The organism is Methanococcoides mangrovi (genome assembly GCF_052057775.1).
In the GTDB taxonomy this organism is placed as follows: Archaea; Halobacteriota; Methanosarcinia; order Methanosarcinales; family Methanosarcinaceae; genus Methanococcoides.
This window is the reverse complement of sequence record NZ_CP195121.1, coordinates 323,645-343,310: the sequence shown is the minus strand read 5'-3', so window position 1 is coordinate 343,310 and position 19,666 is coordinate 323,645. Positions and strand designations below refer to the sequence as shown.

General features: G+C 46.6%; 15 protein-coding genes. 8 read left to right on the top strand and 7 right to left on the bottom strand.

Annotation, left to right across the window (positions count from 1 at the left end):
• Positions 1 to 48 precede the first annotated feature (48 nt).
• The 5 genes from ACR3I3_RS01745 (at position 49) to ACR3I3_RS01725 (ending at position 6,488) form a co-directional block, all read left to right on the top strand.
• Positions 49 to 1,965, top strand: a complete 1,917-nt coding sequence (locus ACR3I3_RS01745) for a hypothetical protein (protein ID WP_440952860.1) — start codon at positions 49 to 51, stop codon at positions 1,963 to 1,965.
• Entirely contained in the window at positions 1,962 to 3,137 is a 1,176-nt protein-coding gene (locus tag ACR3I3_RS01740) for a glycosyltransferase (RefSeq protein ID WP_440952859.1), read from the top strand. The genes ACR3I3_RS01745 and ACR3I3_RS01740 overlap by 4 nt, the downstream gene beginning before the upstream one ends.
• 82 nt (positions 3,138 to 3,219) lie before the next feature.
• Positions 3,220 to 3,789, top strand: a complete 570-nt coding sequence (locus ACR3I3_RS01735) for a serine O-acetyltransferase (protein ID WP_440952858.1) — start codon at positions 3,220 to 3,222, stop codon at positions 3,787 to 3,789.
• Between the two features lie 123 nt (positions 3,790 to 3,912).
• Positions 3,913 to 4,977: a non-hydrolyzing UDP-N-acetylglucosamine 2-epimerase gene (gene wecB / locus ACR3I3_RS01730; protein WP_440952857.1), complete on the top strand. Its 1,065-nt coding sequence runs from the start codon at positions 3,913 to 3,915 to the stop codon at positions 4,975 to 4,977.
• 62 nt (positions 4,978 to 5,039) lie between these two features.
• Positions 5,040 to 6,488 carry an oligosaccharide flippase family protein gene (locus ACR3I3_RS01725; RefSeq protein WP_440952856.1) on the top strand — a complete coding sequence of 483 codons (1,449 nt, stop codon included), beginning with the start codon at positions 5,040 to 5,042 and terminating at the stop codon, positions 6,486 to 6,488.
• Between the two features lie 11 nt (positions 6,489 to 6,499).
• Here ACR3I3_RS01725 and ACR3I3_RS01720 read toward each other — a convergent pair whose 3' ends face one another.
• From ACR3I3_RS01720 to ACR3I3_RS01710, 3 genes are read right to left on the bottom strand one after another with little or no spacing between them, the layout of a single operon-like run.
• Complete coding sequence (locus tag ACR3I3_RS01720; protein WP_440952855.1) at positions 6,500 to 7,498, bottom strand: GNAT family N-acetyltransferase; 999 nt, start codon at positions 7,496 to 7,498, stop codon at positions 6,500 to 6,502.
• On the bottom strand, positions 7,495 to 8,538 hold the full coding sequence (locus ACR3I3_RS01715) for a polysaccharide deacetylase family protein (RefSeq protein WP_440952854.1): 1,044 nt from the start codon (positions 8,536 to 8,538) through the stop codon (positions 7,495 to 7,497). Before ACR3I3_RS01715 ends, ACR3I3_RS01720 begins: the two co-directional genes overlap by 4 nt.
• The gene (locus tag ACR3I3_RS01710) at positions 8,525 to 8,770 is read right to left on the bottom strand and encodes a hypothetical protein (protein WP_440952853.1); all 246 of its coding nucleotides are present in this window, start codon (positions 8,768 to 8,770) and stop codon (positions 8,525 to 8,527) included. Before ACR3I3_RS01710 ends, ACR3I3_RS01715 begins: the two co-directional genes overlap by 14 nt.
• An 817-nt stretch (positions 8,771 to 9,587) precedes the next feature.
• On the opposite strand from ACR3I3_RS01710, the gene ACR3I3_RS01705 reads away from it, so the two are divergent.
• A complete protein-coding gene (locus ACR3I3_RS01705) occupies positions 9,588 to 12,503 on the top strand; it encodes a PKD domain-containing protein (protein ID WP_440952852.1) in 2,916 nt (971 codons plus the stop codon).
• A gap of 158 nt (positions 12,504 to 12,661) precedes the next feature.
• Positions 12,662 to 14,998 (top strand): sugar-binding protein, encoded by a 2,337-nt coding sequence (locus tag ACR3I3_RS01700; protein ID WP_440952851.1) that lies wholly within the window; start codon positions 12,662 to 12,664, stop codon positions 14,996 to 14,998.
• A gap of 166 nt (positions 14,999 to 15,164) precedes the next feature.
• Here ACR3I3_RS01700 and ACR3I3_RS01695 read toward each other — a convergent pair whose 3' ends face one another.
• From ACR3I3_RS01695 to ACR3I3_RS01680, 4 genes are all read right to left on the bottom strand, one after another.
• Positions 15,165 to 16,289: an N-acetyltransferase family protein gene (locus tag ACR3I3_RS01695; RefSeq protein WP_440952850.1), complete on the bottom strand. Its 1,125-nt coding sequence runs from the start codon at positions 16,287 to 16,289 to the stop codon at positions 15,165 to 15,167.
• 154 nt (positions 16,290 to 16,443) lie between these two features.
• A complete protein-coding gene (locus ACR3I3_RS01690; RefSeq protein ID WP_440952849.1) occupies positions 16,444 to 17,304 on the bottom strand; it encodes a polysaccharide deacetylase family protein in 861 nt (286 codons plus the stop codon).
• A 22-nt stretch (positions 17,305 to 17,326) separates the two neighbouring features.
• Positions 17,327 to 17,530 carry a hypothetical protein gene (locus ACR3I3_RS01685; RefSeq protein ID WP_440952848.1) on the bottom strand — a complete coding sequence of 68 codons (204 nt, stop codon included), beginning with the start codon at positions 17,528 to 17,530 and terminating at the stop codon, positions 17,327 to 17,329.
• 164 nt (positions 17,531 to 17,694) lie between these two features.
• On the bottom strand, positions 17,695 to 18,165 hold the full coding sequence (locus ACR3I3_RS01680) for a phosphopantetheine adenylyltransferase (RefSeq protein WP_440952847.1): 471 nt from the start codon (positions 18,163 to 18,165) through the stop codon (positions 17,695 to 17,697).
• Positions 18,166 to 18,599: 434 nt separating this feature from the next.
• Between ACR3I3_RS01680 and radA the strand changes: the two genes are divergently transcribed.
• Positions 18,600 to 19,577: a DNA repair and recombination protein RadA gene (gene radA / locus ACR3I3_RS01675; RefSeq protein ID WP_440952846.1), complete on the top strand. Its 978-nt coding sequence runs from the start codon at positions 18,600 to 18,602 to the stop codon at positions 19,575 to 19,577.
• Positions 19,578 to 19,666 lie beyond the last annotated feature (89 nt).

The following is a 19,666-nucleotide window of genomic DNA, read 5'->3' as shown; positions in this document are numbered from 1 at the left end:
ATACAATCTAAATATCTTTGAAGTATTAAAGTTGGGGACCGGGTACTCATGAAGCTATTAAGATCAATATCAAACAGGGAGAAGAATCCAGTTGAACTATTTGCTCTTAGCTGGCCCTATCTGGTAATCTGTGTTGTTCTGCTCGGCTTACTTTTTGCCTTTGTGATAGGCAGACCTGATTTTGCTATCAGGGGTCTTGTTATAGCAGTTCCGGGCATTATTGCAGCAGTTATCCTGACCAGGATGTATAGGACCTGGACGAAGGTCGAGAACAAGGACCTTGACACCGGGCTTGGCCAAAGACAATTATCGGGAATCTTCTTCATTCTTTATGCTTTGACCTCAGTCGTTGTACTGCTATCACCGGTCAGACCCTGGTACTATTTCGTAATGATGTCTCTGCTTTACAGTATTATCTTTATCCAGATCCTCTCCAGAGAAGTGAACCAAAGTCTGGTCCTGTCAGAGGTCATGCTGTGCATGGTGAATTTGATCTATAGCTTCACTTTAAAGGACCATCTCTACTATGGTGCCACTGATATATTGCCGCACCTTTTCATGTCCCAGGTGACCTATCTTACCGGGCACACGATCCCTGAATATCTGAGTGTTACCTATGCGAATTTTCCTTTATTTCACATTATGATATCAGAGGCCTCATATCTGTTAGGTCTGGATATAACCACCGCATATTTTGTAGTGGCTCCTCTGATCTTCACAATTGTAGTTCTCTTTTTGTATTGTATCTTTTTAAGGACCACTAAATACGCAAAATTATCTTTACTTTCAGTTGCTCTGTTCTCAACCCTGAGCACAGTGGTATATTATGAAATGTATATGATCACCAGGGTTGTAGCATTTGTTGCTTTTTTAATACTGATGTATCTGATCTATAAGAATTCAGAGAAGAAAGATCTCCGGCTGAAAATACTGGGTTTGATCGTTGCCAGCTTTATTGTGGTTGTTCATCAGGTGTCAACCCCTCAAATAATAGCCATAATGATATTGTTCCTGGTCTCTGAACTTCTGTTAACCAGATTGACGGGTCTAAGGTCCAAATTCCACGATAACAATTACATTCTCCTATTGACCGTAACGTTCCTAGCCTATTGGTTTTATGTTGCATATTCCTTTACGTTCCTTGCGCTGACCTCCAGGGCGAACAATTTGTCCGGCGAACTTACAATAAAGCAGGACATCCAGTCCGGACTTGAGTGGATATTCATCTATCAGAATATCGACACGATGATAGTCACTTTCTTTGTTTTTATTGGGATCGGGGCAATGTTCTGGAAATATGGCAGGGAATACGCTGCAGTTTTCACTATGGTAACTTTGTTCACTCTGCCATTGTATCTGCCAAATCCGCTGCAAACCCTCTGGCAGACAATGACCCTTTTCAGGTTTGACCGCTTTATGTTACTTGTAAGTCCGTTCATAGCTTTTTCAATGGCCTCCGGGATACTGTTTTTATTCAATTTCCTGTCCTCAAGGAGGAAAGAGGTCCTGTATTCAGGTTTGATCGTCACGATACTTCTGACAGGGTTCGTGTATCCGTCCTTGATCGGCGGCAGTCCTGAATATGATGAGGTCATTGCCAGCAGGACCTACTTCTATCCGGATGAGCTCACAGGCTTTGGTCATGTATTTGATTCCGTGCCGGATGATTCGAGGATATATACGGACACTCCCTCTTCCAGGGTGTTCGAGAACCGCAGATTCAGTGAAACCGACAACCTTGGGATCAAATACTACAGGATAGAGTCCTTCGATGTTTCGAACTTCACTGTCACAAACGGTTATTTCATTTTGAGGAATGAAGGCGTAGATAGGGGATTGGTATTTGATACGATGATGATCAGAGGTGCTGATAGTTTAGAATGGGGCAACTTAAGTTCAAATCTTAACTCCAATAACAAGGTCTATTCAAACTCAGCAATTGATATTTATGAGGCAGTTCCATGAGATCTTCAAAGCGATCGGCCGGGAATGGTCAGATGCAGACCACAAAAAGAGGTCTTATACTTTTTATGGAGACGAAAGCATCTTATAGCATCGTCCAGTCCTCACGGGCTTTGCACATCTTCAGGGAACTTATTAAGTATTTACCTGATACCTATCTGATGTTGCAGAAGAACGAGAGGGACGAAGTGGTCCTGGATAATCTGATCCAGGTGGAACCCATAATACCCATTGCAGGGAAACTCACTTTGTTGAAAGGTATTCTGTTCAGGTTGCAGATGTCTCTGAAAGTGTTTCATTTCCTCATTTCAAAAAAGATCGATTACGTCATCATCAGGGGCTATGACTGTATTGTACTGTATCCGTTCTTAAGATTGCTCAATACAAAGATATACTATGATTTTCACGGGAAGTACCATCTTGAACTGTATCAGCGAAAACGCATCTTAAGGGGACATATCGCTAAATTTTCCGAGAGGGTGCTTTTGAGAAATTCTGACAAGATCCTTGTGGTGAGTCCCGGGATAAAAGCCCAGATCGGAGAATATGCTCATAAGTGTATCTATCTTCCAAACGGGGTCGATGTGGATAAGATCGTATCCAGCAGCTCAGAGTGTCCTCTGGATATCCCGGAAGACAAGAAGGTCATAGGTTTTATTGGAAACTGGGAACAGGTAATGAAAATTGACGATATATGTGATTCGATCGATTACCTGAAAGACGTGGTCGTTGTGATCGTCGGGCAGGGTTATGATTATAAGAGGATCTTTGAAAAGTATGGCCAAAAGGAAAATATAATTCTGACTGGCCGTCTTGAATATAGTTCAGTATTATCAATATTAAAACGGATGGATATCTGCATTGTTCCTTACAATAAGGATTTTTACATGTCAAAATTGAAGGATTTTTTCTCTAATAGAAAAATATCTGAATATCTTGCAGCAGGCAAGCCAATAGTAATTGCAGATATTGAAGGAATTCCCGGATATCTGAGAGAGAATGTCAACTACATTAAATATGAGTCAGGGAATCCTGAAAGTCTGGCTGACAGTGTGAAGTATTTACTAAATGATCCTGAACAGATCTCGGAAATGTCTCATAATAACAAGATACTGGCGAAAGAATTTGATTGGGAGCAGATCGTACTGAAATCAGGGATTTTAGAGGATCTGTGAGCGTTGAACGTGTTATATCATTTCAATTGCTAATAACCAATTGGATAAAAGTTCAGAAACCTCTCTTACAATGGTGGTTGCGATGATCAGAACAAAAAAGGATTATCATTCCTATATGGAAGCAGATAGGGTGGCTCTGGGTAGAACAGGGAAAAGGCCTTTTTTTGCTGATGAGATCTGGAAATTTGAGAGATTGTTAAGGAAACTGGAATACTATCACAATTGTAAAAGATCGATTTTCTGGAAACCATATGTCCTGTTTCTGAAATGGAGATACTATGTGATGAGCGTCAAATTAGGATTCACGATCCCTAAAAATGTTTTTGGTCCCGGTCTGAGCATTGCCCACATAGGGACCATCGTTGTAAATAACAATGCAAGTGTTGGATCGAATTGCCGGATACACACATGTGTGAACATAGGGACCAGTGCAGGTCATTCTTCTTTAGCACCACGTATAGGGGACGATGTTTATATCGGACCGGGTGCCAAGTTATTTGGTGACATAGAGATAGCTGACGGGATCGCAATTGGGGCAAATTCTGTTGTTAACAGATCATTTTTGGAACCAAATATCTCGATCGCAGGCGTTCCGGCCAGAAAGATAAGCGATAAAGGCTCTGCAGGTCTGCTGGTGAAAGAAGAAAGATGATAATTCCAATTATTTTGTATTGTTGTGTTTCTCAATATACAATAATGAAACTTTTAAATTTGAATAAATACATAATTCACATTACGTTCTCAAAAAATACCGTTTGTCAATATGGGGGTCATAATGAAAATACTATCAGTTATCGGTGCCAGGCCACAGTTCATAAAATGTGCTCCACTTTCCCGTGAACTAAGAAGATCTCATGAAGAGATACTTGTCCACACCGGGCAACATTATGATCCCGATATGTCGGATGTTTTTTTCAAAGAACTGGGCATTCCGGAACCCGATCATAATCTTGGCATCGGTTCCGCCACACAGGGGGAACAAACAGGCAGGATGTTGATGGGGATCGAGAAACTTCTCATCAGTGAAGAACCTGATATGGTACTGGTGTATGGTGATACCAATTCTACCATTGCAGGGTCTCTTGCAGCTTCCAAGCTTCATATTCCTGTAGCTCACGTCGAGGCCGGTCTCAGGTCATTTGACAGGACCATGCCCGAAGAGATCAATCGGGTGGTCACAGATCATATTTCGGATATAATGTTCTGTCCTACTGAAACAGCAGTAAGGAATCTTGGGAGCGAGGGTATCACTGAAGGTGTGCACAATGTCGGTGACGTGATGATGGATGCACTGCAGTATAATATAAAGATCGCAGAAGAAAGGTCCACGATACTTGAGGACCTGGGAATTTCTGATCGGGACTTTATGGTCGCAACCGTACACCGGGCTTCAAATACGGATAGCATTGAAAACCTGTCCTCTATTGTGAAGGCCTTTTGCAGCTCAGATGCACACATTGTTTTTCCTGTACACCCACGGACAAAAAAATATCTGGTCCAGTATGGGCTCTGGGATACGCTGTGTGAAAATGTGCAGGTAATATCCCCTGTCGGTTATCTTGACATGCTCAAGCTCATGTCCAATTCCAGGAAGATCCTTACTGACTCCGGCGGTGTGCAGAAGGAGGCCTATATGCTTGGTGTTCCCTGTATAACGATGCGTGACAACACCGAGTGGGTGGAGACCGTGGATGATGGCTGGAATGTACTGGTAGGGTCAGATCGCAATATGATCATGGATGCGATAGATGGATTTGAGGGTGCAGGTGAGACAGGCAATGTGTTCGGATCCGGGGATGCCTGTGAAAGAATATGCACCCTGCTTGAGGACTTCACCTAAATCCAGTGTATTTTCCATAGATCGGGTCATGAGTTGTATTATTCCAGAACAGGTGTGATCAAATGTCAGATTTTATCCGCAATATTATGAAACTGGTATCAGGGAGTATGGTCGCCCAGATCATTGGAATTTTACTCTTTCCTATTATTTCCAGGATCTATTCGCCGGACGATTTTGGGGTTTTCCAGTTATTTCTATCAATTGCAAGCATTATTGCAATTGTATCCTGTCTTACCTATCACCTTGCAATAATGCTCCCGAGAGAGAACGAGGATTCTGCGAATATCGTTTCGCTGTGCTTCATTCTATTAGTGATCACTTCAGTTGCATCCGGACTGATCTTCATTCCTCTTTCTGAAGGGATCGCAGATCTCCTTAACACTCCCGATCTTGCAGGGTATCTGATCCTCTTACCGCTGGTCATCTTTTTAAGTGGCCTGTTCAATGTGCTGAACTATTGGTCATCCCGCAGGGTCCGGTTTGGGGTTGTTGCCGGCTCGCGTATTGCAAATTCGTTAGGTTCGAGATTATCCCAGGTAGGTATCGGATCCTACCGGCCTTCTCCAATGGGGCTGATAGCAGGTTATCTGACAGGCTTCTTTCTGGCAAATCTCCTGATGCTGTTTCACTTTAAATCTGATATCCAGTATTTCAGGAAAATCTCAGTGAACAGGATGAAAGAAATGGCCATAAGGTACAAAAGGTTCCCGAAATTCTCCATGGGTTCTCTGTTTGTGAACACGTTCTCCTTTCAGCTTCCTCCTTTTATGCTTGCATTCTATTTTACTTCTGCAATAGTCGGACATTATTCATTTGCGAATCAAATACTGGCTTTACCTGTTACTTTAATTGGCGGGGCCACCAGTCAGGTGTTCTTCCAGAAGGCAAGTGAGGTTAAAAATGAAAATGGGAATTTCAAAGAGCTGGTGGCTGAAGTGCACAGGAAATTGATCCTGATCGGTGCATTTCCCCTGATAGTGTTCATGATCGTCGGGGAAGACCTGTTCACCTTCTTTTTAGGGGCCGAGTGGTATTCTGCGGGAATCTATGCAAAAATACTTGCACCCTGGCTATTTATCAGATTCATGTATTCCCCGATATCTTCCGTTTTCGATATACTTGAAAAGCAGAACATTGAACTGGTGTTCAATATCCTGGTAATCTGTTCGATATTTGTTACTCTCTTCATTGGGGGACATTACAATGATCCTGTCCTGGGACTTATATTATTGTCCGTTGTGGGTGTGGTCCTGTGGAGCTGTGCTAATTTCTATCTTTTAAGGATATCAGGGGTCCAGTTGGCGGATGAGGTCAAATATCTGATAAAATATATGCTCATAGCAATTGTGGTTTCCATCCCTCTGGCTCTGGTAAGTTACCTTTCAGCTACAATATATGTGATCCTGTTCATCTCTATGGTGCTTTCAATTATCTATTATAGTGTGGTGATCTATCAGGACCATAGTCTAAGATACAGATTACTGGACGCTATAAGATCAGCGAAGAAATGAGGGGGGATAGATCATCTTATCTTATTCACTATCTGCCGACAAGCATCAAATTTCTTTGAATAGCTTGTTACCATGTAGTAGGGTACCAGTTCCGGATTGAATCCTGTTATGAACGTGGTCAGCTTTGGAGTGTTGCCGCTCATCAGATTTATCTCTTTAAAGTCTCTGCTTTTGAGATCCCGGAAGATATTGTACAGTAAAAGGGATGTTGCATTGTGAACTTTTAGTTCCGGATCTGAGGTAGCAGCCCATCGGTGTGCTCTTTTATTATCCCAGATGATTATCTCTGCAGCTGCAACCTCACCTGTGGGCATTTCAGCGATCCACATCTCTCCCTGCCGGGTTCTATGTAAAAACTCCATTATCCTTTCGAAAAAATCTAAATCTGCAGGTGGTATCAGTTGCTGTTTCTCATACGTCTGTCTGATCAGATCGTAAAAACGCCGGATATTTTCCTCTTTTTTGACCAGGATACCATTTTCATTGGCTCTGCGGATGATCGTCCTCAATCCCTTTGGCATTCTTGCGTCAATATCTTCCCTTAGGTCAAAATAGTAGGCATAACTGATATCCCTGGTCCACCTGTCAGGGGAGAACTGCCTTGTATCTATGAAATCTGAGGAATTTGATATGGATACCTGGTCGAATCCCTGTTCCTCGATGTGGTCCAGGATCTTTCTTAGAACATTGTTCTGGAACTCTTCCTGATTCCGTACTTTCCTACTTGCTGACCTTTTTATCAGAATGCTTCCGTAGGGTGTCATATTGCAGTAAGATGATGCTACTTTGAATATCCTTCTGGCCCTTTTACTAAAAAGGGAGCATCCTCCTACCAATTCTTCATTATGGAAACATCCATACATTTTCAGGTCGAAGTTGAACGAATCCCTGCATATTGTTAACCAATCGCTTTTTTGAAATATTGTTCCGTATGGGGAGATGTCGACCAGCTCATCCCAGAGTTCGTGTTCAGAAGTTTCAAGTTCCCTGACCATCATTTCCGAACTCATTGTTCCCACCATTCGATCATATCTTTTCCACTTGCCATCCATGCATCCTTTTCATAACAGTAATCCAGAATCTTCTTGTAGAACTCCAGGTTCTCGTCCAGCATGTATGTGTTGTGCCAGAGTATGGTGATCACTCCTCTGTATTTCGCAACGGTGTCGATCAGCTTCTTTGTGACTTCCCATGAACCTTTGAAGTCCAATCGCATGTAATCCCTCAGAAGCGTACAGTCCATTATGGTCAGGGGGATCTCCACGATGTCGATCTCTTTTCCTGTGTTCAGGTTCACCGGTCTGAACGGATGGCACATCCCATTCCTAAAACCTGCACAATCGTTGTATCCGAACGTTGTGTCATATTTGAAACCGGCCCTGCTGAGCAGCTCCCAGGTTTCAGGGATCCTGAACCTTAAGTAGTGGTTACGATACCCGATGATCTTTTTTCCAAGAACGCTTTCAAGTTTTTCTTTCTTCTTGCAGAGGTCCTCGTAATTGTTATATGACCGATGGCCTCCGTGGAGTCCCACTTCCCATCCTCTGGCATCTATGTATCGTATCTCATCCCTGAGTTTCCTCAGGTCATAGTCATAGTTCTGTTCCCCGGGTTCAAGAGCAAGGAAATAAAAACTTGATGTAGCGCCGTACTTCTCTTCCAGTTTCATTATCTGCCGGAAGTTCCAGAATGGGTGGCTTTTTTTGTTTATTGCGTAAGAGGGGTATTTCAGAGCCTCTCTTACGTTGCCCTTTGTTATAGCTCTGAAAGAATTGAATGCATATCTTATATTGCTCTCTTTAATTACATCTATATCATGTGTCAGGCAGACAGCAAATTTCTTTCCATCCGGATATTCCGGCCTGAAACCATTCTCGATCAGATATTCTGAGACCTTTGGCTCGAAGATATCTCTGGAACTGCTCAAATAGTAGGGAAATCTCTCATATTCGTCCAAGATCGGAGAGTTATATTCTTCCTTTTTTGTGAAAAGGTCCCACAGTTCCTTTTCTGCTTTCAGCTTTTCGATCAAAGTGCTATCTGGTATCATTGATATCCCCGGATGCCTTTTGACATCCTCCCCTTATCATCTCCTGGCGAACAGTCCATTTCCGGTACACAGGAAAACTGTCACCATCCCGCAATCCTGCTTCGGGGTCTGATCTTCTCAAACTTAAGCCAGTATATACTGTAAGGTACTGGCTGTGCTTTTCAAATAACCCCTTGCGTATGTAACAGGCCACCTTTCCGGGATGCTCCTGTCCCTGATCACTTATTGCCAAACGCAGGGTACGCCCGCTCTATTCTGATCGGAACTGCCCCTTTCCCTTTATATTATTGGATACTGGATTATTTAAGTAAATTGGTTCTCTCTCTTTTGAAACTGATATGGGGGATACATGACTGATGGGGGCAGGGGGCCCTGAAGTATATTGGCGTTGGTTCTCCTCCTCCATGAAGACGATAAAGTGCCTGTGAGCTGCACTTTTTAAATATTTGTGTTTTCCGATGTGCCCCAACTGCTGATATTAGCTGTAAATATGTTCATTTTCATGTGTTCACAATTTTATGTGGGTAGTGTCCTGCCTCATAAGGTCAACAATTCATTCACATGCTAAATATCCATTCAGGGCATTTCCTGATATTTTTATAAGTTCTTTAATTTTCTAATTAAGTTTAAATATGGCTTATTATCCTTTATGGTTCCAATTTTGTTTAAGAATGTTTCTTCTGTGAGAACGTTCTTGTTAATATTCACGAACCATTCTAAATATCATCCGGTTCCGCGGCCAAAACGTGTTCACAAAATTCGGTTATGTGCACACAAAATTCAATATAAATGTACGCAAACCTCTTATTAGTGTACATAAAAACCGTTATTTGCTACCAGTGATGTAGAGGGAAGGCAATTTTTGTTTACTTTATATCTGCTTTTTTGGCAGAGCAAAATTCACAACATTTATATGTGATTATGACCGTGAACTCCCATCTACTAATATTCAACATCAATATAATAATACAATATAAAAAAGTCTACAAGTAAAATTTGTGGTAACTATGAGGGAACTTAAAATTTTATTAATCTTATCTTTCATCTCGTTGGTCGCTGTTCCAACTGCGATGGGCAGTACTGCTCCGGTAGTATATGTCTCTGCAGCCGGGAACGGTGATTATAATTGCGATGGGATAGGAGACGAAGTAGAGATCAATGCGGCTCTGAAGTTCGTAAATGATCATGCAGAGTACACCACTGTCTATCTGATGAACGATGGTGGGGAAAATGACTTCATAATCTCTGACCAGATCGAGATCCATGATAACACCATTCTTGATGGTGAGCCCGGTGTACGCGTGAAGCTAAAGACCGGTCTTACTCAATATGATTTTGAACAGATGGTCACAGGTGCTACCCCTACAAGTCAGGTATACGGCAAAGCCGATAACATCGAAATCAGGAACATCATTTTTGATGCTGACCGATGGAACCAGGACAACATCCCTATTGACAAGAAAGATGAAAGGGAGACCATTTCCATCAGGGGAAAGAACATCAAGATCCATGATTGTACATTTGAGGATGGTGTAGGCGATTTCATCAAGATAGGAAACTACGGTGAAAAAGCCCCTGGCATTGAGATATATGACAATTATTTCGGCAGGTCCGGACATGTGGGCGTATATATCCTGTACACCGGTTCAACCGGCGATAACAGGATCTGGATACATGACAATGTGTTTGGCTATGTTGCAGCGAACACCGGTGTCCGCCTGGACGAGTGTTCAGGTGCGTTGGTCGAGAGGAACACATTCACGTCATACAACCAGGGTGACTCCGCTATCTACATATTGTACAGGAACGGCGGGTCCGGTATCGGTGCTAACGACAATGAGATCAGGTATAACACGATCTATGATGTGAGGGAATACGGCGTCACTCTTGCTGCAGAAGTAAGCGGAGGCGCAGTGGACAAGTCCGAAACAAGCGGCAACTATATCCATCACAATTCGATCCGCAATACTATCGGAGATGGTAATGCCGGTGGTATCAATGTGTATGGTTTTGATGATGTCCTGATCGAATACAACACCATAGCAAACTGTGACGGTGACGGAATATCAACCCATGAATATTATGGTTCAACCTCAACTTCCGGGTTTACTATTACTGCCAGGAACAATCTCATCTATGGTGCTCAATACTACAATGGTCGTGGTTATGGTATCAATAACGCTGAATCCAGCAGGCATACCATAATCTCCGATTATAACAATATCTACTCCAACGCATTGGGCAATTATAGGAATGTGGCTGAGGGTGCACATGACACTCATGATTCCAGCCAATCTACAATTCCTGATGAGCCAACAGCTCCTGAAACCACAGCTCCTGTGAAGCCTACTGCTTCCGCCGGTCCTGATCAGACAGTCTCTGCCGGTCAGACCGTGACTCTGGATGGGTCCGCATCAACAGATGATGTTGGTATCACATCCTACAAGTGGGATTTCGACAACTCTAACGGGATCCAGCAGGATGCCACCGGGGCCGTTGTCCAGCATACCTACAGTTCTGCAGGGACATATACCGCAACACTGACCGTGACAGACGGTGATGGCGAGGTTGACACTGACACTGTTCTTATAACAGTACAGGCCACTTCAACAGACACTCCGTCTAACATTGTCGATGCACATATGGACATCTCAAGTGGCACAGCCACGATCGACGGTGATCTCTCTGACTGGAAGTACGCTTCAGGAACCACCATTTCCGGCGTTTCCGACAATGTGGCAACAGTCAAGGCAATGTATGATAACACGTACCTTTACATGGTATATGACGTAAAGGACAGCAACCTTCAGGCAGATGGTCTGATCGAGACAGGTGGTCTTCACCTGGATGACAGCATTGAGATCTATCTTGACACTTTGAACAACGGTGGAGCTGCAATGCAGCCGGATGACTATCACTTCATCATTAACCTGAACGGTGCACTGGTGGATGATGTGGGTACAGGTACCGGAAAGGATTACAGTTACTCAAGTAACATCATCAAGAGTGTAAAACTGCAGGGTACCAAGAACGATGCCATTGCTGATACCGGCTACATCATAGAGGTCGCAATTCCGTGGAGTGACATTGGCGGAATGCCTTCAGACGATGTTATCGGTCTTTTCCTTGCGGTAAATGACCAGGATGACACCGGTACTGTGTATCTCCTTAACTGGTGTGATCTGATCACATCCTATGCTATCCCTGATCATTGGGGAGATGCGTCCCGTACAGCTACAAGCAACACAGCACCTGTCATGGCCCCAATTGCTGACAAAGCAGTGGACAAAGGAAGCACTGTAAGCTTTACTGTAAGTGCCTCGGATGCTGAAGGCGATCCTCTGACCTATGCGGTGAGGGGACTTCCAGCAGGTGCATTATTTGATGCTGCATCCGGTGAGTTCAGCTGGACCCCTTCAGCTGTTCCGGCAGGTAGCTATGGCCTGTTGTTCGAGGTCACAGATGGCGAATTTACTGATTCGGAATCTATGATCATTACTGTGAATGCATTAAGCACTGATCCTTCGAACAACATTCCGGTGATCACCACATTCTCTCCGGCCAATGATGCAGTGTTCGAGCAGGGAGGCGTGGTAAACATCGCAGTAACTGCCTCTGATGCAGACGGGGATGAACTGGAGTATCTCCTGAAGATCAACGGAAATATCGTCAGTACAACTTCCGGTTATGTGTGGAATACCGATACTTCAGGTGTTTACACCATCGAAGCTGTTGTAAGTGACGGGACCGACCAAGTAACATCCCAACACGTCGTCACCGTTATCAAGATGCATCCACGCTGGGATGTGAACAGGGACGGTGTTGTGAACATTCTGGATGTCACGATTGTGGCTCAGAATCTGGGCACTGCCAAACCACACCCAAGCTGGGATGTAAATATGGACGGTGTTGTGAACATCCAGGATCTCACTATTGTGGCACATTACTTCGGTGAAAAGATATAATTGACCTGATCTTAGGCGCAGATCTTGCGCCACCCTTTTTTCTCTTTTTTGAAATATCTTCCAGTAATTCCGTTCTTCTACCCCGGTCTGAGGACCTGACCAACAACTGTGATCATATCCCGGATAGATTTATATTTTCAGCTGTTCAATCTAATAGTATGCTCTATCCAGTTGCACAGGCTTTGCTCCTTGTACTTTTGATCAGTGCGATTGTGATCTATGTGATCTTTCCTGTAGCCGTTCGTAAAAAAGTTTCATCCATGGGTGCCATGCAGATCATTTTCGTGCTGGCAGTGGTGGCTGCGGGAGTCCTGACTGTTCAGTACCTGGATGCACCTGCTGTCCCTCCAGTGATCGATCCGGCCGATGGGTCGGTAGTATATGTTTCTGCAGACGGGAAAGGCGACTTCAACTGCGACGGGGTAAAGGACGAGGTCGAGATCAATGCTGCTCTCCAGTATGTGGGGGAGCATGAGGATTATGATACTGTCTATCTGCTGGATGACGGGGGAGATAACGATTACATCATTCAGGGAACCATTGAGATCCCGGATGATACGACCCTCACTGGGGATATTGGTGCAACGGTCAAGCTCGTGTCCAGCTTTAATCCTCCGAGGGACGACTGGCAAATGGTCTCAGGGGCAACCCGGCTCAGTGGACGTGGCTACAAACAGTCGAACAATGTAGCTGTCACTAATCTGACGTTCGATGCGGACAGGTGGAACCAGCCGCTCATTCCCATGGATATGGTGGACCACTACCCTACGATAGAGATACGCGGAAAGGACCTGACATTCCATGACCTGTCATTCACCACAGGGATCGGAGATTTCATCAAGGTGATAAATTCCGGGGAACAATATCCAAACCTGAACATTTACAATAACTATTTTGGCAGATCCGGACATGTGGGTGTGTATGTCCTGTACACCGGTTCCACGGGTGATAACAGGATCTGGATACATGATAATGTGTTCGGGCACGTGGCAGCAAATACCGGCGTTCGTCTGGACGAGTGCTCCGGTGCTCTGGTCGAGAGGAACACATTTACGTCTTTCAATTCGGGTGATTCTGCTATCTACCTTACCTATAAGAACGATAAATCCAACACAGGTTCAGCTGACAACGAGATAGCCTACAATACGATCTATGGTGTAAGGGAGTATGGTATCGTCCTTGCTGCGGAAGTGTCAGGCGGGAAGGTCGACAGGTCCGAAACGACCGGCAACTACATCCACCACAATCTGATCTACAATACGATCGGTGATGACGGGAACGGAGGCGGAATAAGCGTTTATGGCTATGACAATGTCAGGATCGAGTCGAACACCATAGCAAACGGCGAGGGTGACGGGATCTCCACCAAGGAGTATCATGGTTCAACCTCTACCACCGGTTTCACCATTACGGCAACGAACAACATCATCACCGGCATGGATACCTATGATGGGCGCGGGTATGGTATCAATAATATCGAACATGGGTCGCATACCATCATCTCAGATCATAACAATATCTACAACAATGCCCTGGGTGACTATAACCATGTGGACGAGGGTGCAAATGATATCCATTTCGACTCCCTGTTCTATGATGAGGCCGGCGGGAACTACCACTTAAGGTCAACAGCAGGGACATGGACTGGAAGTGGCTGGGAGATCATGGGTGATAACAGCCCGTGCATAGATGCAGGTGATGTATCAAGCAGCTATTCCAATGAACCTGATCCGAACGGTAACAGGATAAACATTGGCAGGTATGGTGATACCTCCGAGGCATCGAAGAGCTACTCCGGCAACCCCACTATCTCCGCCATCATCAAGAACATATTTTCCGATGACGTGGAACAGGATGCCCCATCAGACGATGGCCGTGAAGGCCTGAACATCGTTCGCGGCACAGCCACGGTGGACGGGGATGCAGGTGACTGGAAGGATGTGGCCGGGATCTCGATGGATGTTGCTTCCGCAAAAGATACTAAGAAGGACAGTACTGCATCGATAAAGGCGATGTATGATGATTCTTATATCTACTTTGCTTTCGATGTGGATGACAGCGACCTTCAGGCAGAGGGCCTGACCGAGACCGACGGGCTGCACAGGGACGACAGCGTTGAGATCTATCTTGACACTTTGCACAATGGCGGATCTGCAATGCAGCCGGATGACTATCATTTTATCATAAACCTGAACGGTGCCATGGTCGATGATGTGGGTACAGGCAGCGGGAAGGACTACGATTACTCATGCGATGTCGTCAAAAGGGTGATGTTGCAGGGCAGCAAGAACCATGCAGCTGATCTGGATGCGGGGTATGTGATAGAGGTCGCTATCCCGTGGAGCGATGTCGGAGGTCGCCCCTCCGGTGTGATCGGTGTGTTCTTTGCCATCAATGATCAGGATGCAGGCGATGTGTCCTTCTTTAACTGGTACGGTCTGACGGGTTCCTATGCAGTGCCCGATCATTGGGGAGACGGGACCTTACAGGCCTGATGGCACAGCCTGACGGATGAACATGGCATCCGGGCTTTGGGTCAGGCATCTTTGTGTGTCCGCGACGATGGCTTCGCCTGTGAAGGCTGTGGTCCCTCTAAAAAACGTGATTATCTTCCTGTGATCATCTTCTTCACTTTTGCCGGAGTCCGGTTCTGCCTGTACCTTACAGGATACCCCTGTCAGGATCGATGGGTGAGGGAATGAATTCGTGGTCGTGACCTGTCAGGTCCGATGTCCCTTCCCTGTCGGTAAAATAGTACAGGTATGCGTGTTTGTGTCTTCTCTTTACCATGACCCGCTTCTTCAGCACGTCATCCATTTGCTGGTCGGTGGACCAGAAGGCAATTGCGGCAGCATTATAGGTCTTTGCCAGGTCGATGGAGAACTCCACTAGTGACTGGACGATGCCTTCTTCGAACCTCGGGATGTACGCATCCTTGAGATGCATGATCTTGATATCGGTCTCTGCGCATGGTACATCGACTGCGAAATAGCCTGCAAGTTCGCCGGTTCGGGTGTCGATGCACCTGATCACATTCCTTTTCTCGGCGATGGCATCCGAAAAGTAGAGCCACCTGAGCGTATCCGCGTCCCTGCAGATGGTCGTAGTACCCTCTTTCCTGTTGTTCTCCCACAGTTGTGTGAAGGAATCATCACAATCCCTGCACAGCGAACACTCGTAATGGTCAGGCGGTGATCTGAACGTTGTTTTGTCCCTGATCCACCTGACGATCGGCGAGGCAAGCCTGATAGGGATCAGTGGGACCTTCGCTAAAAGCTGCATCCTGCCGGATGTGATGCTCGTTCGCATATACATCTCGTATATCTTTCCAAAATCCCGTATGTGCCAGTATTCCTGGTTGTTGTAGGGGACATCCATTTCGGTAAACCCGAACTTCCGGAATATCGTTGCTGCGGTATCGTTTGCCGTGCTGTTGATCAGGATGCCGGCGTTCTTCTGCTTTTCAAATGCCCGTACCAGCTGGAGGCTGGTAAATCCACGCACCGTGGGTCTGACATATAATGAAGTGCCGGTCAGGGCAATGCCATCCTTGCCATCGATCTGGTATTTCACCGGGATGTTCCCCATGAAGCCAACGATCTGCGAGCTCTCGTCCTCCACAACCCATCCGTAGGGTATGGACCCGTCAGCCCAGGGATTGCCGGTCCACCACATCTCAAAACGCCGTTCCCATACGTCAGGCGCGATCTCAAGTCCTTCGTACAGGAGATGGGCCAGCTCCGGGAAATCGTTCTCCTCCAATGGGCGTATCTTTGTAGATGGCATATTATTCCCTATCAATTTGTGTGCGTCTATCTTATATACCCGCTTTCTTCAGTCGGTTGTGTTCACTTATATTCATCCAACCTATAAAAGTAAAGGTGTCCCTCTGTAATCACGGACCACGCCCTATGTTGCCAGAGGTATGCATGCAATGGCGTCACTGTCCCACCATTTTCCTGAGATACCACCATACTCCGCTTGCCTTGACCAGCAGCTCGTTGACATCGGCACCATCCCGTATGGGAGCGCGTTTGAGCCTGAACAGGTCAGTGTCCGCGGAATTGAAGCCCGGCTCGATGGTGATGGCGCAGGTATACCCCGCCTTCCTGGCAAGCTCGATGTCCCTCTTCGAGTAGTCCCCGTTGGGATAGGACAATGTGTTGATCGAAAACCCATATTTCTCCTCGAGGTCCTTCTTTGACTGCGCGATCTCCCACTCCGCTTCCTCGTCGGTGCACATGGGCAGGATGGGATGGAACACCGTATGGGACTGGAAGTCCACCATGTCCTCCATGTCCTCGATCTCGCTCTTCAGCAACGCCTGCCGGTCCCCGAACTCCTTTGTCACCTCAAAACCGAACTGTTTCAGGACCTCCAGCTTTTCCTGGTTGGGCATACTCTTCAGATGCTCCCTGCCATACTCCCCGCCGGTCTCATGCTTCCACCAGAAATGACGATTGGTATCCACTATGCCGCTGCAGAGGAAGATGGTGGCAGGCACCTTATATTTCTCCAGAAGAGGTTTAAGCTCGTAGTTGCTCTTATGCCCGTCATCCAGCGTTATGATCATCGACCTGGGCGGCAGCTCATCAACGGTCCCCGCTTCCCTTGCGCTGATGTAATCCTGCAGGGAGATGAAATTGTATCTGGGGATCAGCGTTCTCAGGTACGTCTCTATGATGTCGGGATCGATATCATGGAACAGGATGATCGACACCTTATTCTTCTGCAGTACCTCCCTGAAGAGGAAGGGTACCCCTGTCAGCCTCAACAAAACGAATGGCAATTTCCTAAGCATTCTACTGCCCCCACATTAAAAATTAGTGGCGTAGTATATATGGCTTTTTATCATTTTTTTGTGAGACCTTCTGTGCCGTTTTTTGGCGGTTTGCAGGATACGTTTTCCCGGGCATGGTCCCCCTCGATGGCTGCCGCATCATCAGGGTCTGCTCCTCACCGCCCTTCTCCCCGCCGGCCTGCCCCTGTCCCTCCCATGTAAAGCCACCCACTTCATGTCCGCTCAAGCTCATCCCTCTCCGCGATATCCCTGCACATGCCATCACCCGAACCCGCAGGATATTTTTCGGATGTGTATATACAGCAGGCTGCAACTGTTTTTCGTGTTAACACCCGGGGTTGGATTACTTCCTCCGGCCAATGCGGTATCTCGGCCCCACATCAATGAAAGTTAACCTTGCTTTCCCTTCAGATGACCGTGTACATCGATCTCTCCGTGTACGATCCGGGTGGAAGAAATAGGAACATCATCATCAGCCATCACGTACTCTATCCTGACGATCCTGATCTCCGCTCTCCCGGCAGCTTTGCGAAGCTCGTTGATCTTCAGGGCTACGGGGTAGGTCTCAGGGGATACCACGATGGCATCGTAGTCACCTTCCAGGGTGGTGCCGTAGGGGTCGGTGAGCTTCTGGATACGGTAGTGGGATCTGGGGATGGCCAGTTCTTTTATGAAATGGAGGAGATTCCTCTCGCGGGTGGGGTAGTCGGGGATGTTGCGGTTCTTCTGGCCGGCCATCTCGTCGGAGGTCAGGCCGATGTCCAGGATGTCGTCTCCGGCTGTCTCGAAGGCTTTCTTTATCAGGTACTTGTGTCCGTCATGGAGACACTCGAAGGTCCCTCCTACCGCTGTTCGTCCCATTGTTCTCTGAAATGGGGTTTTGTATCATAAGTGTTTGTATCTGTCGGATAACAGATCCAACACTAAAATGAGAAATGCGTGTTTTTAGAAACGGAAACAGCTACCCCGCCGCAGGCGGCACATTCCAGAAATATGATGACTTTTGATAACATGTACTCTGTCATATCCACCTGCAGAATTTCCACCAGCAGGGGTTGTGTTCCCTGTCATCGTTCATCTAACCCTACGCTTGCATCCATCACTGATCTTACTGCTCAGTAAGTTACCGGCCAGTAAGATGGCATCTTCTCTTTCTCCGGATGGTGTGCGTGTTGGGAATATGGCGAGTGTATTACTTTCACACCGCTTAGCTCATCCTTAAATACTCAGCAGATATAAAGAAGAACGAACGTGCACGCTAGAAAGAAAAACTGTGCACCTAAGGAGCTATCAAAATGAGTGAAGTTTTACTGGAAGATCTTGATCATGTGGGGCCGGCAACGGCGCAGAAACTGAAGGACGCCGGCTTTAACACGGTCGAGGCCATTGCTGTGGCTTCCCCTGCGGAACTCGCCAACAGTGCGGAGATAGGGGAATCAACTGCTGCGAAGATCATCAATGCGGCCAGACAGGCTGCGGATATCGGCGGTTTCGAGACCGGTGACATCGTGCTTGAGCGTAGGAAACTTGTGGGCAAGCTGTCCACCGGGTGCCAGGAGTTCGATGAGATGATGGGCGGAGGTATAGAGACCCAGTCCATCACCGAGATGTACGGTGAGTTCGGTTGCGGTAAGACGCAGGTAGCCCATCAGCTGGCCGTGAACGTCCAGCTGCCTCCGGAACAGGGAGGTCTCGGGGGTTCTGTTGTCATCATCGATACCGAGAACACCTTCAGGCCCGAGAGGATCGAACAGATGGTCAGGGGTCTTTCCGAGAAGCACGGCATCGAGTACGATCCCGAGGAGTTCCTCAAGAACATCCACGTGGCCCGTGCCTACAATTCCAATCACCAGATACTTCTTGTGGACACGGCCTCCGAGCTTGCCAACGAGCTCAAGGACTCCGAGATGCCCGTACGCCTTCTGATCGTGGATTCCCTCACCGCTCACTTCAGGGCCGAGTACATCGGCAGGGGAACACTTGCCGACAGGCAGCAGAAGCTCAACAAGCACCTTCATGACATCCAGCGCTTCGGTGACCTTTTCAACGCCTGCGTTGTCGTCACCAACCAGGTCATGGCAAAGCCGGACGCCTTCTTCGGTGACCCCACAAAACCCATCGGCGGCCACATCCTGGGCCACACCGCCACCTTCAGGCTCTACATCAGGAAGTCCAAGGGCGACAAGAGGATCGTCAAGCTTGTGGACTCCCCCAACCTCCCGGACGGCGAGGCCATCATGTCCATCACCACCGACGGTCTCGGGGATGCCTGAGCTGCAAGCCGGGATGAGTTCCGGGAAATGTTAACTCAGGGATGGTAACTCCTCGGGGAATATTAAACCTGGGATGTTAACCTAAGATG

Coding starts and splice junctions, on each gene's coding strand:
- ACR3I3_RS01725 (WP_440952856.1), top strand. CDS start 5,040: ATGTCAGATTTTATCCGCAATATTATGAAACTGGTATCAGGGAGTATG.
- radA (WP_440952846.1), top strand. CDS start 18,600: ATGAGTGAAGTTTTACTGGAAGATCTTGATCATGTGGGGCCGGCAACG.
- ACR3I3_RS01745 (WP_440952860.1), top strand. CDS start 49: ATGAAGCTATTAAGATCAATATCAAACAGGGAGAAGAATCCAGTTGAA.
- ACR3I3_RS01680 (WP_440952847.1), bottom strand. CDS start 18,165: ATGGGACGAACAGCGGTAGGAGGGACCTTCGAGTGTCTCCATGACGGA.
- ACR3I3_RS01695 (WP_440952850.1), bottom strand. CDS start 16,289: ATGCCATCTACAAAGATACGCCCATTGGAGGAGAACGATTTCCCGGAG.
- ACR3I3_RS01690 (WP_440952849.1), bottom strand. CDS start 17,304: ATGCTTAGGAAATTGCCATTCGTTTTGTTGAGGCTGACAGGGGTACCC.
- ACR3I3_RS01700 (WP_440952851.1), top strand. CDS start 12,662: ATGCTCTATCCAGTTGCACAGGCTTTGCTCCTTGTACTTTTGATCAGT.
- wecB (WP_440952857.1), top strand. CDS start 3,913: ATGAAAATACTATCAGTTATCGGTGCCAGGCCACAGTTCATAAAATGT.
- ACR3I3_RS01740 (WP_440952859.1), top strand. CDS start 1,962: ATGAGATCTTCAAAGCGATCGGCCGGGAATGGTCAGATGCAGACCACA.
- ACR3I3_RS01715 (WP_440952854.1), bottom strand. CDS start 8,538: ATGATACCAGATAGCACTTTGATCGAAAAGCTGAAAGCAGAAAAGGAA.
- ACR3I3_RS01735 (WP_440952858.1), top strand. CDS start 3,220: ATGATCAGAACAAAAAAGGATTATCATTCCTATATGGAAGCAGATAGG.
- ACR3I3_RS01720 (WP_440952855.1), bottom strand. CDS start 7,498: ATGAGTTCGGAAATGATGGTCAGGGAACTTGAAACTTCTGAACACGAA.